Source organism: Micromonospora okii, from assembly GCF_020884795.1.
GTDB lineage: Bacteria > Actinomycetota > Actinomycetes > Mycobacteriales > Micromonosporaceae > Micromonospora > Micromonospora okii.
The window spans coordinates 263,622-278,280 of record NZ_BBZF01000016.1 but is presented as its reverse complement, the minus strand read 5'-3'; the positions used below and the strand labels follow the sequence as shown (position 1 = coordinate 278,280).

Here is a 14,659-nt window from a genome sequence, read left to right as displayed (position 1 = left end):
CATAGCGGCCTCCCACCAGCCAGGATGCCGCCATGTCGGCGACACGGAGTCGATCACACGACACCGACGACTCGACACTGACGACTCGGCACGCCACGCCGAACTGACCCGGCCGCCGGCCGAGGTCCCCGGAACGTCTTGATCCACACCGTGCCGGCGACATTGCGGCCTCCACCAGCCGGGATGCCGCCATGTCGGCGGCATGGAGTCGATCAAGGAGGCAGGACCGGTGGCGGGCAAGATCAGGTGTCGTGCGGGCCTGGGATACTTGCCCCTATGCGGGGTCGACTCTCCACTCTGTTCGGCAGGCAGCGCCCGGCTGGCAGCAGGCGTACGCGCTGGTGGCGTCGCCTCGTCGTCGCGGCCGTGGCCGGCGCGGTGCTCCTGACGGGCGGCACCGTGGCCAGCGTGGCGTGGATTCGCGGGGCGGCGGAGGGGCACGTCTACGCCGAGGCGGACGTCCCCGAGGCACCGGTCGCCCTGGTGCTGGGCACCAAGGTCCACCCGGACGGCACGCCGTCGCCGTTCCTCACCGGCCGGCTGGAGATCGCGCGGCGGCTGCTCGCCGCCGGCAAGGTGCGCGCCATCCTGCTCTCGGGCGACAACATGAACGCGGACTACGACGAGCCGACGGCGATGCAGCGCTGGTTGGTGGCCAACGGCGTGCCGGCGGAGAGGACGGTGCTGGACTACGCCGGCTTCGACACGTACGACTCGTGCGCCCGCGCGAAGCGGGTCTTCGGGGTGGACCGGGCGACGGTGGTGACCCAGTCCTTCCACCTGCCCCGCGCCGTGGCGGTGTGCCGGCGGCTCGGCGTCGACGCCGCCGGGGTGGGCGACGAGACGGCCCGCGCGTACGGCCGGACGTGGCGGATCAGCTCCACCCGCGAGTACGGCGCGTGCGTGAAGGCCGCCGTGGACCTGCTCTCCGGCCGCGACCCGGCCCACCTCGGCCACCGCGAGACCGGCGTGGAGGACGCCCTGAGCCGGGCGTGACGCGCTCCGCTAGCCGGCGGGCAGCACGGCGTCGAGCCAGCGCAGCATCGTGGCGGCGTACTGCGGGCTGATGCTGTCGAGATCCTCGCCCCCGCCGAGGGTCGGGTAGTGGTCGCAGCCGTCGAGCCGGTGGACGGTGGGCGGGGTCGCCGCCCCGGCGGTGGCGCGCCGCCAGGCGGCGACGCTGGCGTCGATCGGAACCCACGCGTCGGTCGTACCGTAGAACAGCAGGGTCGGGCAGGTCACCCGCGCGAAGACCGGGACCGGGTCGAAGTCCATGTCCCGCCAGGTGCCCGGCCGGTCGGGCAGCTCGCGCAGGAGGTACGCCAGGGGGAACCACGGGCGCGCGGCCGAGCGGTCGACGGCGGCCTGCGCCGTGGCCCGGTCGAGGTCACCCCGCTGGTACGCCTCCACCGTGGCCCGCAGCCGGCCCAGCTCGGCGAGGTCCGCATCGCCGTACCCGTGCCGGCGGAGCTGCTCGGCGGTGCCGTAGCGCATCTGCGCGGCGGGGCTGACACCGCTGCTGGACACCAGCACGAGGAAGGCGACCAGGTCGGGGTGGAGCGCGGCGGCCAGCGGCGCCGCCCAGGCGCCCTGACTGAGCCCCCACAGCCCGATCGGCACGTCGCCGGCCTGCCCGCGCAGCACCTCGATCGCGGCGACCGCATCGGCGGCCTGGTCGGCGAGGGGGACGTCACGGCCGTCGACCCGGGGCCGGCGGTCGAAGCGCAGCACCGCGATCCCCGCGCCGGGGAGCAGGCGGGCCAGGTGCTCGTAGCAGAAGTACGACAGGTGCCCGGCGCCGGCGGCGTGCAGGGCCACGATCCCGCCCCGGACCGGCCCGGCCGGCAGGTCCACCGTGCCACCCAGCCCCGCCACCTGTACGTCCCTGACCTCGATCGTGGACACCTTCCGTTCGCTCACGACGACGATCGTCCACGGCCTCGGGCTGGACGCGGGTCAGGAGACGTCGCTGAAGCGGCGCAGCGTCCAACGCGGCGGCGGCCAGCCGGTGGGGTCGCCGTCCGTGGTCCACTCGGTGATCGAGGCGGGGGCCACGTCCATGTCGAAGCCCCGGAAGAGCGGCTGCGCGGCGAGGGCGTGGAAGGAGGCTTCGACCGTCTCGGTGTGCCCGACCAGGACGACGTTGCCGCCCCGGTGCCGGTGCGCGATGTCCATGATCGCCCGACCGACCCGTACGACCAGCTCCGCCCAGTTCTCGTTGCCCTCCTCGAACGGCCGGAAGATCCCGCCGCCCTCCACCGCGCGCTCGGCATGGAACCGGGCCGTGGGCAGCCCGTCGGCGTACGGCGGCGTGTGCCAGGCGCACAGCCCGCAGTCCGCCACCGGGCTGACGCCCAGCGCGGAGGCGATGGGCCAGGCGGTCTCTACCGCCCGGCGCAGCACGGAGGAGTAGACGGCCACGGGGCCGGAGACCGCGAGTTCGTCGGCGAGCCGCCCGGCCAGGCGGTGCGCCTGCTGGTGGCCAGCCTCGGTCAGTCCCCGGCAGCCGTGCGGGCCGCCCACCACCCCCTCGACCTGGTGCACCGACTCACCGTGTCGGACGAAGATCAGCCGAGTTCGCATCAGGTCATCATGCAGCGAGTTCGCTGACCTGTCGATCAACGAATGCGTACCGGTCCAGGTCGGACGTCGAAGCGCGCCGGGCCGGACGGCCCCGCAGACGCCGAAGCGGGCGCTCGTCCGCTGAGTACGGCGACTCAGGCCCCCGGTTGCCTTCCCGGCAAGGCTGAGCGGCATGGCGTCCTCCACCTCTCCCCCGACCGCGCGGCACGGGGGCCCCGTGGTGGGACTCCTGACGCTGCTCTGGGTCGGGGGCCTGCTCGCGCTCGCCTCCTACTGGTTCGCCATCGGCATGGAACAGTGGGCCGCCTCGTACTCCCCCGAGGGCGAGGAGACGGCGAACCTGCGCCGCCGGGCGTCGGAGGCGATGCTGGCCACGCTCCTGCTGGCGGCGGCCGGGCCGCCGCTGATCGCCGCCGTGGCGTACGGGATGCGGCTGGTCCGCACCGCGATCGTCTTCCTGGTGCTGGCCGTCGTCCTCGGCGTGCCGGCGCTGACGCTGGCCGCGTACACCTACCGCGACCTGGACCCGCCGCCGCCCGCCCCGGCCCCGGTGACCGGGTGCCGCGAACTCAGCGGCGGCGACACCCGCTGCCCGGGCGGCTGAACCCGGCGGTGGCGTGGGCGGGGCTATCGTTGCCGCGTGCCGGAACTGGTTGCCCCCACCGTACGGCTGCACGCCGCCTGGCTCGCGGCGCACCGTGAGTGGGGCCCCGGCCTGCACGAGGACGGCTTCGGCCTGAGTCCCTCCGACGACGTGTGCTCCCCCGCCGGATTCGCCGCCTGGGTGGCCCGGCTGACCGGCCAGTCCGACCCGACGGAGCCGCTGGAGAACGGCCGGGTCCGCTGCACGTACCGCTGGATCGTCGAGGACGACCAGGTGCTCGGCGGGATCGCGCTGCGCCACGAGCTGAACGACCGCCTGCGCCAGCTCGGCCACATCGGATACGGCATCCGGCCGTCCGCACGGCGACGGGGCCTCGCCACCTGGGCGCTGGGCCGGATGCTCGGCGAGGCGCGAGAAGTCGGCCTGGAGCGGGTGCTGATCGTCTGCGCGGCCGACAACATGGCCTCGGCGAGGACCATCGAACGGCACGGCGGCGAACTGGAGGAGATCCGGGAGACCGAACTCGGCCCCGCCCGGCGGTACTGGATCAGGCTCCAACATTGATCTCGTAGGCGACCGCTCTGCGGCTCGATGCCGGCTCCCGAAGCTCAACCACTCTCGGCGATACCTCTACGGCCGCCCCGAGCACCCCGCGCCGTACGGCGACCACCGCTAGACTGCTGCGATCTCCGGTTCCGAGACCTCTCCCAGCGTGAAGACGAGGTTGCCGATGCCCCCGCGGCTGAAGCTCACGGCCATAACACTCGACTGCGCGGACCCGAGGGCTCTGGCCGCCTTCTACCAGCAGACCACCGGACTCACCATCGACGCCCGGTCCGACGACGACTTCGTCGGGCTGATCGGCGAAGGCGGACTCGTCATCGGCCTACAGCGGGTCAACGACCACCGGGCACCGACCTGGCCCGACGAGCGCGTGCCGCAGCAACTCCACCTCGACTTCGCCGTGGACGACCTCGACGAGGCCGAGGCCCTGGTCCTGCGGCTGGGCGCGACCAAACCGAAGACCCAGCCGGGTGGCAACCGATGGCGCGTCTTTGTCGACCCGGCCGGACACCCCTTCTGCCTGGTGAGAAGCTGAGGTACGGCGCTGCCCCCAATGCCTGGGGCTTGCCGGTCCTACCTTCCGGGCATCCTCAGGGCGGTGGCTCCGGCGGCGGCCGGTCCTGGCGGCGGCTTTCCGCGACGTTGCTGACACCCGGGCGACATGGCCTTCTGGTAGAAATGCCCGATGGCGCACGACGAAGAGGTCGCGGTCCTGGCCGCTGCGGAGCGGCTTGCCCACTCGGCCGCCGACATCATCGGCCCTCCGCTGCGGTCGGCGATCCTGCACGGTTCCGTGGCTACCGGTCACTTCGTCCCCGGCAGCAGCGACATCGACCTACTTCTCATCACCGACAACCGGCTGGTGGATGCCGAAATCGACGCCCTGGAGACCGTGGTCCGTCGGTTCGACCTCGGCGAGGCGACCGGTGTCGATCTGCACGTCGTGACCACCGGCGTTGCCTGCGCGCCCACGCGAGCCCCAGTCTTGGAGTTGCACATCGGGCGGTACGACCGGTCGTCGGTGGGAATCGAGATCGAACGGCGCACCCAAGCCCCTGACCTGCCGGCCGAACTGTCCATGGCGCGTGCGGACGGCTACGCGCTGATCGGTTCGGGGCCGGGCGAGGTCATCGCGCCGATCCCGCCCCGATGGCTACGCGAACGCGGCAGGCACTGGCTGACGACCTGGCAGTCACTCACCGACGACGCGGAGGACGCCGCGTTCATGGTGCTCACCGCCTGCCGGATCTGGCGTTTCGGCATCGAGGGCGTGCACTGCGCCAAGACCCAGGCCGCGGAGTGGGCACTCGAGCGGAACCCGTCACTGACGGCGGTCCGCCAGGCGATGCGACAGTACGGGGCCGAGCCCGCCGCGCCGCCCGATGAGGACGGCGTGGCGCAGGTGCTGGATACCGTCCTGCGCGAGACGGCCGACCTGCCGAACGACTGACATCCGAGGGTCGGGCTACCGGACGGCACCGCGAACCACGACCTGCGCCCACCACTACGTCAGACGTTCAAGCGGAACTTGGAGCCGCTGGCCCATCAGCAGCGGGAACAGGACGGGCGGCCTGCTCACGCGGCCGCTTCGGGCTGCCAACGTCGCTCGCTGGCTGACGGCGTTCGACGGTGTCTTGTGTCCCCTGTGTGCTCCAATGCCGTGGCTCAGTTGCCGTCGTCGCCTCTTGCCCCTCGCCGCTCCTCGCGCCACAACTCGTGCCCACGCATCAGCCATCCAACCCAGTACACCGCGAACAAGATCAGGAAGCACGCGAACAACACAATCGCGAGCACCGCCGCGATCGGCTGGAAGCGCCCCCCATCACCGTTCCATCCGCTCGTCGCAAGCGCTCCAAGACCGGCACTTATGATCATGAAGACGACAAGGCCCGGCCGGTCAACCGGGTGAGGCTCACGGGGCAGACGCAACTCAGCTCCTCGGTCAGCGGCACACGAGACGTCCACCCACGGCCGCCTCCGATCGCCAGCATCGTTGCATTGCCAAGCCAGCGATCAAAGACTCCGCAAGGCCGCCCTACCGAAGAGCATCACGAGCCACGGACTGCGCCATCACTACGCCTCGGTTCCGCTGATGCAGGGCGAGTCGGTCACCACCGTGGCCGAACGGCTGGGGCACGAGAACGCGATCCTGGTCCTGTCGACGTACGGCCACCTGATGCCGGACTCCGAGGAGCGCACCCGGCGGGCGGTCGATGAGGCGTGGGTGTGCCCCACATGTGCCCCCGGGCGAGGGAGCAAGCGCGCGAGATGCGCGAGCGAGCCGAATTCAGACGTTGAAGCGGAACTCCACCACGTCGCCGTCCTGCATCACGTACTCCTTGCCCTCGATGCGGACCTTGCCCGCCGCCTTGGCCGCCGCCATCGATCCGGCCTCGACCAGGTCGGCGTAGGAGACGACCTCGGCCTTGATGAAGCCGCGCTGGAAGTCGGAGTGGATCACCCCGGCGGCCTCCGGCGCGGTCGCGCCGACCGGGATCGTCCAGGCCCGCGCCTCCTTGGGGCCGGCCGTGAGGTACGTCTGGAGGCCCAGCGTGCGGAAGCCGACCCGGACGAGCTGGTCCAGCCCCGGCTCGGACTGGCCGATCGACTCCAGCAGCTCGCGGGCCTCCTCCTCGGGCAGGTCCACCAGTTCCGACTCGATCTTGGCGTCCATGAAGACGGCCTCGGCCGGGGCGACCAGGGCGCGCAGCTCGTCGAGGAACTCGGCGTTGGCCAGTTCGGCCTCGTCGACGTTGAAGACGTACAGGAAGGGCTTGGTGGTGAGCAGGTGCAGCTCGCGCAGGTGCTCCAGCTCGATCTTCGCGGCGGCGGCCCCGGAGTAGAGGGTGGTGCCGCCGTCGAGCACCTCGACGGCCTGCTTCGCGGCGGTGACGGCGGCGGCCCGGTCCTTGCGGAGCTTGGCCTCCTTCTCCAGCCGGGGCAGCGCCTTCTCCAGGGTCTGGAGGTCGGCGAGGATCAGCTCGGTGTTGATCGTCTCGATGTCGTCGGCCGGGGAGACCTTGCCGTCGACGTGCACCACGTTCGGGTCGGAGAAGGCGCGTACCACCTGGCAGATCGCCGAGGCGTCGCGGATGTTGGCGAGGAACGCGTTGCCCCGGCCCTGCCCCTTCGACGCGCCCCGGACCAGGCCGGCGATGTCGACGAACGACACCGGCGCGGGCAGCACCTTCTGCGAGGAGAAGATCTCGGCCAGCTTGTGCAGCCGCTCGTCCGGCAACCCGACGACGCCGACGTTGGGCTCGATGGTGGCGAACGGGTAGTTCGCCGCGAGCACGTCGTTCTTGGTCAGCGCGTTGAACAGGGTGCTCTTGCCGACGTTGGGCAGGCCGACGATGCCGATGGTGAGACTCACGACAAGCCAGCTTACGCGGGCCGCCCCCGGCGCGAGGCAGGCAGCCCCGCACGGACGCGCCGCCGGTAGCGGGTCAGGCCAGGGCGGTCAGCAGCCTGGGCTCGATCCGCTTCTCGCGCACCTGGCCGTCCCCGGCCCGGCTGACCTCGTACGCCGCGACGCCCTTGCGGTCGGCGACCGCCTCGACCAGGCGGGTGCCCCGGTAGACCAGCCCCACCCCGTCGTCGGTGCAGTGGCTCGTCGGCAGCGTGCCGTCGCCGACGAGGCGGTGCATGAGCGGCCGACGCTGCTCCTCGCTGTCGTAGTGCACCCCGTTGCCGTACGGGAGCCAGCCGAGCCCGTCGGTGAACGCCCGCAGGTCGGGGCCGAAGCTGTCGGTGGCGCCGCCGAGGTGCCAGCAGATGGAGCCGGCAGAGACGCCGCCGAGCACCACCCCGGCCTGCCAGCACTCGTGCAGGATGTCCGGCAGGCCGTGCGCGCGCCACACAGCGCAGAGGTTGGCGACGCTGCCGCCGCCGACCCAGACGATGTCCTGGTCGAGCAGGTGCGCGCGGATGTCCTCGACGTTCGGCATCGGGAAGAGCGCCAGGTGGGAGGCGCGGTACGGGGTGCCGGCGAAGGCCCCGTACCAGACGGCGAACGAGGTGGGCTGGTCCCCGACGGCCTGGTTGAGGTAGCAGATCTTCGGCGTGTCGGTCCCCGCCAGCTCGGCCATCAGCGCGAACACCGGGCCGGGCTGGGCGTCCCACGGGCCCCGGCGGCGGCTGCTGAAGCCCATGCTGGTGGCGACGATGGTCGGCTCGCTGGCGGGCATACGCGCTCTCCTCCGGTCGGCGGTGACGGTCCTGATCATCATGCCCGGTGGCCGGGCTCCCGGCGCGGCCCTGCACAGACCCCACGCGACAGAACCCGACCCGGGGCAGCCCGACCCGACAGGGCGCGGCGTGGCACCGCCCGATGCGGCCCCGCACGGCCCGGCGCGGCGCGGGTTCAGCCGGCCAGGAGCCGGGGGAGCTCGGTCACGCCGTCGCCCCACTCCGGGAGGGCACCGGACGGCAGCTCGGCCGCAGCGGCGAGCGGCAGGACGAAGCGGTGCGCCGCCGCCCGGCCGGCCGCCTCGGACTCGCCGAGCATCCAGCGCACCTCGTCGGCCGTCCAGCCCAGCCCTCGGCGCCCGGCGACCTCCCGCACGAGGCGCAGCCCCACCCGGGTGTCGTCGTCGTAGAAGCGCACGCACCAGTGGTGCGCCCACATGCCGAGGGCGCGCAGGCCGGCCGCGTCGAGCGACGCCGCGAGCCGGCCGCAGGCCGTGTCCCGGAACGCCCGCCCCGGGTCGCCGGCCCGGTCCCGCTCCATCGCCCCGTAGGCCGCCGGGGCCACCGCCCGCATCCGGTCGTAGAAGCCCTGGACCACCGCCCGGTCGAGCCGAACCCGCCCCGACCGCATCAGCCGACCCCTCGCCCGGCCAAGCTCGCCATCGCCGCACCCTTCTTGAGTTGGTGGCGGGACGGTACCGGCCCCTACCGACACTTTCCTTCCGGCCTCCCCGCTCCCCCGTCGGACGGCGGGCGGCCCGGCGCGGGGTGGCCCGTGGCGCTCGCCCGGCTTCGCGGCGGACAGTCCCCGAGGTCGGGGCGTTAGAAAGGGGCCCTTCCTCTACCGAAAGCGTTAACAGGGTGCCCCTCCTTACACCCACGTCCGAAACCCGCGAGCCCCCGGCGGGGGTGGCGGGGCAGTATCGGGGGCGTGGAGTTGGACTTCGAGCGGTGCTACCGGGCCGTGGACAGCCGTGACCAGCGCTTCGACGGCTGGTTCTACACGGGTGTGACGTCGACCGGGATCTACTGCCGGCCGTCCTGCCCGGCGGTCACGCCGAAGCGGCGAAACGTCCGGTTCTTCCCGTCGGCCGCCGCCGCGCAGGGCGCCGGGCTGCGGGCCTGCCGCCGCTGCCGCCCCGACGCCGCCCCGGGCTCCCCGGAGTGGGACGTGCGGGCGGACGTGGTGGGCCGGGCCATGCGGCTGATCGCCGACGGGGTCGTGGACCGCGACGGCGTACCGGGGCTGGCCGCCCGGCTCGGGTACACCGAGCGCCACCTGCACCGGATGCTGCGGGCCGAGATGGGTGCGGGGCCGCTCGCGCTGGCCCGCGCGCAGCGCGCCCAGACCGCCCGGGTGCTGATCGAGACGACCGGGCTCGGGATGGCCGAGGTCGCGTTCGCCGCCGGGTTCGGCAGCGTCCGGCAGTTCAACGACACGGTCCGGGAGGTGTACGCCACCGCCCCGTCGCAGTTGCGGGCCGCCGGGGGGCGGCTCCCGGCGGTGGGCGGGGCGGGCACGATCACGCTGCGGCTGGCGTACCGGCCGCCGCTGCACGCCCCGGCCCTGCTGGACTTCCTCGCGCTGCGGGCGCTGCCGGGCGTCGAGGAGGCGCGCGGCGGGACGTACCGGCGGGGGTTGCGGCTGCCGCACGGCGCGGCGGAGGTGGCGCTGACGCCGGCGGCCGGGCACGTGGCGGCGACGCTGCGGCTGGCGGACATGCGCGACCTGGCCCCGGCCGTGGCCCGCTGCCGCCGGCTGCTCGACCTCGACGCGGACCCGGAGGCCGTCGACGGCGCGCTCGCCGCCGACCCCGCCCTGGCCGCCGGGGTGGCGGCGGAGCCGGGGGTACGCCTGCCCCGCGCCGTCGACGGCTTCGAGATGCTCGTCCGCGCGGTCGCCACCCAGCAGGTCTCGCTGCGCTCCGCCCGCACCACGCTCACCCACCTCCTGTCCCACCTCCCCGCCGGGGAGGACGAGCCGGACGGGGCGCAACGCCTGCGGGGGTTCGTCACGCCGCGCGAGCTGCTGGACGTGCCCGACGACGGCTTCCGCATGCCGGCGGCCCGGCGCGAGACGCTGCGGGCGGTGGCCCGCGCGGTCGTCGACGGCGACCTCGACCTCGACCCGGGCGGGGACCGGGAGGAGACCGTGCGGCGGCTGCGGGAGGTGCCGGGCATCGGCCCGTGGACGGCCGGCTACGTCGCCATGCGCGCCCTCGGCGACCCCGACGTGTTCCTCCCCACCGACCTGGCCGTGCGGCGCGGGGCCGCCGTGCTCGGCCTGCCCGACGACCCCAAGACCCTCGACGCGTACGCGGTGCGCTGGCGCCCCTGGCGCTCGTACACGGTGATCAGACTCTGGAGAGCGGCATGACCAGCACGCTGAACGAAGCGACCGGCACCCTCGACGCCACGGTCGTCGGCACGCCCGCCGGCCCGCTGAGCATCCTCGCCGGCCCCGACGGGGCGGTCCGGGCGGCCGGCTTCACCGCCGAGCCGGAGGCGCTGCTGCCCCTGGTGCACCCGGCGCTGCGCGGCGCGGTGCGGCAGCGGCCCGACCTCGGCCCGGTGACCACCGCCGTCGCCGCGTACCTCGACGGGGAGCTGACCGCGATCGACGCGGTGCCCGTGAGGCAGCACACCGGCGGCGCGTTCATGGCGCACGCGTGGGAGGTGCTGCGCGAGGTGAAGCCGGGCCAGCCGGTGACCTACACCGGGTACGCCGGGCTGGCCGGGCGGCCGGCGGCGGTGCGCGCGGCGGCGGCGGCCTGCGCCCGCAACGCCGCCGCCCTCTTCGTGCCGTGCCACCGGGTGCTGCGCACCGACGGGGGCCTCGGCGGCTACCGCTGGGGGCTGGACGTGAAGCGGTGGCTGCTCGCCCACGAGGCGCCCAGGTCACACTGACGAAAGTTGACAGTGGCGGCGCTCACATTTGCCGCTACGGTCGGGTGGTGCCTGCGGGAAGCGACGGCCATCCGGTCCGCCGGGCCGACGCGCGCCGCCCGCTGCGCAACCTCTGGCGGCTGCACCCCTACCTGCGCCCGTACGCCGCCCAGTTCTGCGGCCTGCTCGTGGCGGCGCTCGCCGGCACCGGGGCGAGCCTGGCCGTGCCGCTGGTGGTGCAGCGGGTGGTCGACGGCCCGATCGCCCGGCACGACCCGGGCGGGCTGGTCCGGCTCGGCGGCCTGGCCCTGCTCCTCGGCCTCGCCGAGGCCCTGCTGATCTTCGTCCGCCGCTGGGCGCAGTCCTCGGCCTCGGTGGGCATGGAGGCGGCGCTGCGGGCCGACATCTACGCCCACCTGCAACGGCTGCCGCCCAGCTTCCACGACCGCTGGCAGTCCGGCCAGTTGCTCTCCCGGATCACCAGCGACCTGTCGGTGATCCGCCGCTTCCTCTCCTTCGGCCTGCTGTTCCTGGTGCTCAACCTCGTCACGTACGTCGCCGTGGTGGTGCTGCTGATCCGGCTGCACCCGGCGCTGGGGCTGCTGGTGGCGGCCAGCGCGGCGCCCCTGTTCCTGATCAGCCGACGGTTCGGCCGGTACTACCACGCGGCGTCGCGGCGGATGCAGGACCAGCAGGGCGACGTGGCGACGCTGGTCGAGGAGACCGCCCAGGGGCTGCGCACCATGAAGGCGTACGGCCGGGGGCCGGAGCTGGCCGGCCGGTTCGCCGCCGGGGCCCGCGCGCTGCACGACACCGGGGTCGCCAAGGGCCGGCTGCTGGCCCGCACCTCCGCGCTGTTCGACCTGGTGCCCAACCTGACCCTCGGCGTGGTGCTGGTCGCCGGGGCGGTCGCCGCCGCCGGGGGCGCGCTCACCGTCGGCGAGCTGGTCGCCTTCGTGAGCCTGCAACTCATGCTGATCTGGCCCGTGCAGTCGCTCGGCTGGATCATCGCCAACGGCCAGGAGGCGGCCACCGCCGCCGACCGGGTCCAGGAGGTGCTCGACACCCCGCCGAGCATCGTGGACGCCCCGGGCGCGGTCGACCTGCCCCGCCCGGCGGCGCGCGGGCGGCTGGCCTTCGAGGGGGTGTCGTTCCGCTACCCGGGCACCGCCGCGCCGGTGCTGTGCGACGTCACCCTCACCGTGGAGCCCGGCGAGACGCTCGCCCTGGTCGGCGCGACCGGCTGCGGCAAGAGCACGCTGCTCTCCCTCGTGCCCCGGCTGCACGAGGTGACCGGCGGGCGGGTCACGCTGGACGGCCACGACGTGCGCGGGCTGCGGCTGGCCTCGCTGCGCCGGCTGGTCGGGGTGGCGTTCGAGGAGCCCACGCTCTTCTCCATGTCGGTCTGGGAGAACCTCACCCTGGGCCGCCCGGACGCCGACGAGGACGACGTCCGGGCGGCGCTCGCGCTGGCGCGGGCCGACTTCGCGTACGAGCTGCCGTGGGGCCTGGCCACCCGGGTCGGCGAGCAGGGGCTCACCCTCTCCGGCGGGCAGCGGCAGCGGCTGGCGCTGGCCCGGGCGGTCCTCGGCCGGCCGGCGGTGCTGGTGCTGGACGATCCGCTCTCCGCCCTCGACGTGCACACGGAGGCGCTGGTGGAGGCGGCGCTGCGGCGGGTGCTGCGGGACACGACCGCGCTGCTCGTGGCGCACCGGCCGTCGACCGTGGCGCTGGCCGACCGGGTGGCGCTGCTGGAACGGGGGCGGATCGCCGCCGTCGGCACCCACTCGCGGCTGCTGGCCACCGTGCCGGCGTACCGGGCGATCCTCTCCGCCGACCCGGCGCCGGCCGGGGAGCCCGTCACCCGCGCGCCCACCGGGCCGGACGGCCGGGGGCTGGTGCGGTCGTGACCGCTGCCTCCCGGCCGCGTGACCGTGCTCTCCGTGCCGAGCAGGACGGGCTCGACCCGCACGGGTGGCGGGGGCGGGCCGCCGACCCGGAGGCGGACCGCAGCAGCGCCGAGGAGGCGACGCCCGAGGCGGTGGCCCGGCTGCGCGCGCGGGGCCGGGTGCTGCTGCGGAGCCTGCTGCGCCCGCACCGGGGGCGGTTGGGGCTGGCCGTGGGGCTGCTGCTGGCCCAGAACGCCGCCGCCATGGCCGGGCCGTACCTGGTGATGCTCGGCATCGACCGGGCGATCGGGCCGCTGCGGGCCGGCGACAGCGGCCCGCTGGTCGCGCTGGCCGGCGCGTTCGCCGCCGCCGCGGCGACCGAGTACGCGGCCCGGCGCGGCTTCCTGGCGCTCTCCGCCCGGATCGGCCAGGCCGTCCTGCTGGACCTGCGCCAACGGGTGTACGGGCACTTCCTGCGGCTCTCCGTCGGCTTCCACGAGCGGTACACCACCGGCCGGATGATCTCCCGGCTCACCAGCGACCTGGACTCGATCGGCGAGCTGGTCGACGGCGGGGTGGACGGGCTGGTTCTCGCCGCGCTCTCCATCCTCTCCGTGGCGGGCATCCTGCTCTGGCTGGACGCGCCGCTGGCCGGGGCGACCCTGCTGGCGTTCCCCTTCCTGCTGTGGCTGTCCCGCTGGTTCGCCCGCGCCTCGGCCGGGGCGTACCGGCGCAGCCGGGAGGCGGTGGCGCTGGTCATCGTCCACTTCATCGAGTCGATGCGCGGGGTGCGGGCCGTGCAGGCGTACCGGCGGGAGCCGCGCAACCAGCGGATCTTCGCGGCGGTCAGCGACGACTACCGGCGGGCCAGCCTGGACGCGATGCGGCTGATCGCCACGTACTCGCCGGGGATCAAGGTGATCGGGAACGTGACCGTGGCGGTGGTGCTCGCCTACGGCGGGCACCGGGTGCTCGGTGGCGGCATGGAGGTGGGGGTGCTCGCCGCGTTCCTGCTCTACCTGCGCCGGTTCTTCGAGCCGATGCAGGAGCTCAGCCAGTTCTACAACTCGTTGCAGTCGGCGACGGCCTCGCTGGAGAAGCTCGCCGGGGTGCTCGACGAGCGGCCGGGGGTGCCCGAGCCGGCCGACCCGGTGCCGCTGCCGGGCGGCCCCGGGCGGGGGGCGGTGGAGTTCCGGCGCGTCTCCTTCGGGTACCGGGCCGGCGCGCCGATCCTGGCCGGCGTGGAGCTGACCGTGCCGGCCGGGCAGACCGTGGCGCTGGTCGGCCCCACGGGGGCGGGCAAGTCCACCGTCGCGAAGCTGCTGGCCCGCTTCCACGACCCGGACGCCGGCACGGTCACCCTGGACGGGGTCGACCTGCGGGACCTGGCCGACGCCGAGCTGCGCCGGGCGGTGGTGCTGGTGACCCAGGAGAACCACCTGTTCAGCGGCTCGGTGGCGGAGAACATCCGGTTCGGCCGGCCGGACGCCGACGACGCGGCGGTGGAGGCGGCGGCGCGGGCGGTCGGCGCACACGACTTCATCGCCGCACTGCCCGAGGGGTACGCCACCGAGGTGCGCCGGCGCGGCGGCCGGCTCTCCGCCGGCCAGCGGCAGCTCGTGGCGTTCGCCCGCGCGTTCATCGCCGACCCCCGGGTGCTGATCCTGGACGAGGCCACGTCGTCGCTCGACGCGCCCACGGAGCGGCTGGTGCAGCGGGCGCTCGCCACGGTGCTGCGGGAGCGGACGGCGCTGGTGATCGCGCACCGGCTCTCGACGGTGGAGACCGCCGACCGGGTGCTGGTCCTCGATGGCGGCGAGGTCGTTGAGGACGGCCCGCCGGGCCGGCTGGCGCGCTCCGGGGGCCGGTACGCGGCGCTACACCGGCAGTGGCGGGACTCGCTGGTCTGACGTGCCGGCCCGGTGCTCGGGCCTGATGCGCCGGC

General features: G+C 74.3%; 15 protein-coding genes. 9 read left to right on the top strand and 6 right to left on the bottom strand.

Annotation, left to right across the window (positions count from 1 at the left end):
• The first annotated feature begins 276 nt into the window (after positions 1 to 276).
• Positions 277 to 996, top strand: a complete 720-nt coding sequence (locus tag LPU43_RS13260) for a SanA/YdcF family protein (protein ID WP_229400683.1) — start codon at positions 277 to 279, stop codon at positions 994 to 996.
• Between the two features lie 9 nt (positions 997 to 1,005).
• Here LPU43_RS13260 and LPU43_RS13255 read toward each other — a convergent pair whose 3' ends face one another.
• Together LPU43_RS13255 and LPU43_RS13250 are read right to left on the bottom strand one after the other, a co-directional pair.
• Positions 1,006 to 1,920, bottom strand: coding sequence for an alpha/beta hydrolase family protein (locus tag LPU43_RS13255; RefSeq protein WP_229400682.1), 915 nt, complete (start codon positions 1,918 to 1,920; stop codon positions 1,006 to 1,008).
• Between the two features lie 36 nt (positions 1,921 to 1,956).
• Positions 1,957 to 2,583: a histidine phosphatase family protein gene (locus LPU43_RS13250; RefSeq protein WP_229400681.1), complete on the bottom strand. Its 627-nt coding sequence runs from the start codon at positions 2,581 to 2,583 to the stop codon at positions 1,957 to 1,959.
• A 217-nt stretch (positions 2,584 to 2,800) separates the two neighbouring features.
• On the opposite strand from LPU43_RS13250, the gene LPU43_RS13245 reads away from it, so the two are divergent.
• From LPU43_RS13245 to LPU43_RS13230, 4 genes are all read left to right on the top strand, one after another.
• The gene (locus LPU43_RS13245) at positions 2,801 to 3,187 is read left to right on the top strand and encodes a DUF6234 family protein (protein WP_229400680.1); all 387 of its coding nucleotides are present in this window, start codon (positions 2,801 to 2,803) and stop codon (positions 3,185 to 3,187) included.
• 36 nt (positions 3,188 to 3,223) lie between these two features.
• Positions 3,224 to 3,751 carry a GNAT family N-acetyltransferase gene (locus tag LPU43_RS13240; protein WP_229400679.1) on the top strand — a complete coding sequence of 176 codons (528 nt, stop codon included), beginning with the start codon at positions 3,224 to 3,226 and terminating at the stop codon, positions 3,749 to 3,751.
• A gap of 166 nt (positions 3,752 to 3,917) precedes the next feature.
• Positions 3,918 to 4,286, top strand: coding sequence for a VOC family protein (locus tag LPU43_RS13235; RefSeq protein WP_229400678.1), 369 nt, complete (start codon positions 3,918 to 3,920; stop codon positions 4,284 to 4,286).
• Between the two features lie 150 nt (positions 4,287 to 4,436).
• A complete protein-coding gene (locus LPU43_RS13230) occupies positions 4,437 to 5,201 on the top strand; it encodes an aminoglycoside adenylyltransferase domain-containing protein (RefSeq protein WP_229400677.1) in 765 nt (254 codons plus the stop codon).
• A 215-nt stretch (positions 5,202 to 5,416) separates the two neighbouring features.
• Here the strand turns inward: LPU43_RS13230 and LPU43_RS13225 are convergent, their stop codons facing one another.
• From LPU43_RS13225 to LPU43_RS13210, 4 genes are all read right to left on the bottom strand, one after another.
• The gene (locus tag LPU43_RS13225; protein ID WP_229400676.1) at positions 5,417 to 5,680 is read right to left on the bottom strand and encodes a hypothetical protein; all 264 of its coding nucleotides are present in this window, start codon (positions 5,678 to 5,680) and stop codon (positions 5,417 to 5,419) included.
• A 358-nt stretch (positions 5,681 to 6,038) separates the two neighbouring features.
• Positions 6,039 to 7,124: a redox-regulated ATPase YchF gene (gene ychF, locus LPU43_RS13220; RefSeq protein ID WP_229400675.1), complete on the bottom strand. Its 1,086-nt coding sequence runs from the start codon at positions 7,122 to 7,124 to the stop codon at positions 6,039 to 6,041.
• Positions 7,125 to 7,197: 73 nt separating this feature from the next.
• Positions 7,198 to 7,938, bottom strand: coding sequence for a Type 1 glutamine amidotransferase-like domain-containing protein (locus tag LPU43_RS13215; RefSeq protein WP_229400674.1), 741 nt, complete (start codon positions 7,936 to 7,938; stop codon positions 7,198 to 7,200).
• A 176-nt stretch (positions 7,939 to 8,114) separates the two neighbouring features.
• On the bottom strand, positions 8,115 to 8,570 hold the full coding sequence (locus tag LPU43_RS13210; protein ID WP_229400673.1) for a hypothetical protein: 456 nt from the start codon (positions 8,568 to 8,570) through the stop codon (positions 8,115 to 8,117).
• A gap of 300 nt (positions 8,571 to 8,870) precedes the next feature.
• Between LPU43_RS13210 and LPU43_RS13205 the strand changes: the two genes are divergently transcribed.
• The 4 genes from LPU43_RS13205 to LPU43_RS13190 are packed head-to-tail and all read left to right on the top strand — an operon-like array spanning position 8,871 to position 14,624.
• Positions 8,871 to 10,316 (top strand): AlkA N-terminal domain-containing protein, encoded by a 1,446-nt coding sequence (locus LPU43_RS13205; RefSeq protein WP_229400672.1) that lies wholly within the window; start codon positions 8,871 to 8,873, stop codon positions 10,314 to 10,316.
• Positions 10,313 to 10,846: a methylated-DNA--[protein]-cysteine S-methyltransferase gene (locus LPU43_RS13200; protein WP_229400671.1), complete on the top strand. Its 534-nt coding sequence runs from the start codon at positions 10,313 to 10,315 to the stop codon at positions 10,844 to 10,846. The genes LPU43_RS13205 and LPU43_RS13200 overlap by 4 nt, the downstream gene beginning before the upstream one ends.
• A gap of 47 nt (positions 10,847 to 10,893) precedes the next feature.
• Positions 10,894 to 12,735 (top strand): ABC transporter ATP-binding protein, encoded by a 1,842-nt coding sequence (locus LPU43_RS13195; protein ID WP_229400670.1) that lies wholly within the window; start codon positions 10,894 to 10,896, stop codon positions 12,733 to 12,735.
• A complete protein-coding gene (locus tag LPU43_RS13190) occupies positions 12,732 to 14,624 on the top strand; it encodes an ABC transporter ATP-binding protein (RefSeq protein ID WP_229400669.1) in 1,893 nt (630 codons plus the stop codon). The genes LPU43_RS13195 and LPU43_RS13190 overlap by 4 nt, the downstream gene beginning before the upstream one ends.
• Positions 14,625 to 14,659 lie beyond the last annotated feature (35 nt).

Bases quoted from the DNA above. Each gene is read 5' to 3' on its own strand.
- LPU43_RS13260 (WP_229400683.1), top strand. From the start codon at position 277: ATGCGGGGTCGACTCTCCACTCTGTTCGGCAGGCAGCGCCCGGCTGGC.
- LPU43_RS13250 (WP_229400681.1), bottom strand. From the start codon at position 2,583: ATGCGAACTCGGCTGATCTTCGTCCGACACGGTGAGTCGGTGCACCAG.
- LPU43_RS13235 (WP_229400678.1), top strand. From the start codon at position 3,918: ATGCCCCCGCGGCTGAAGCTCACGGCCATAACACTCGACTGCGCGGAC.
- LPU43_RS13230 (WP_229400677.1), top strand. From the start codon at position 4,437: ATGGCGCACGACGAAGAGGTCGCGGTCCTGGCCGCTGCGGAGCGGCTT.
- LPU43_RS13215 (WP_229400674.1), bottom strand. From the start codon at position 7,938: ATGCCCGCCAGCGAGCCGACCATCGTCGCCACCAGCATGGGCTTCAGC.
- LPU43_RS13210 (WP_229400673.1), bottom strand. From the start codon at position 8,570: ATGCGGTCGGGGCGGGTTCGGCTCGACCGGGCGGTGGTCCAGGGCTTC.
- LPU43_RS13200 (WP_229400671.1), top strand. From the start codon at position 10,313: ATGACCAGCACGCTGAACGAAGCGACCGGCACCCTCGACGCCACGGTC.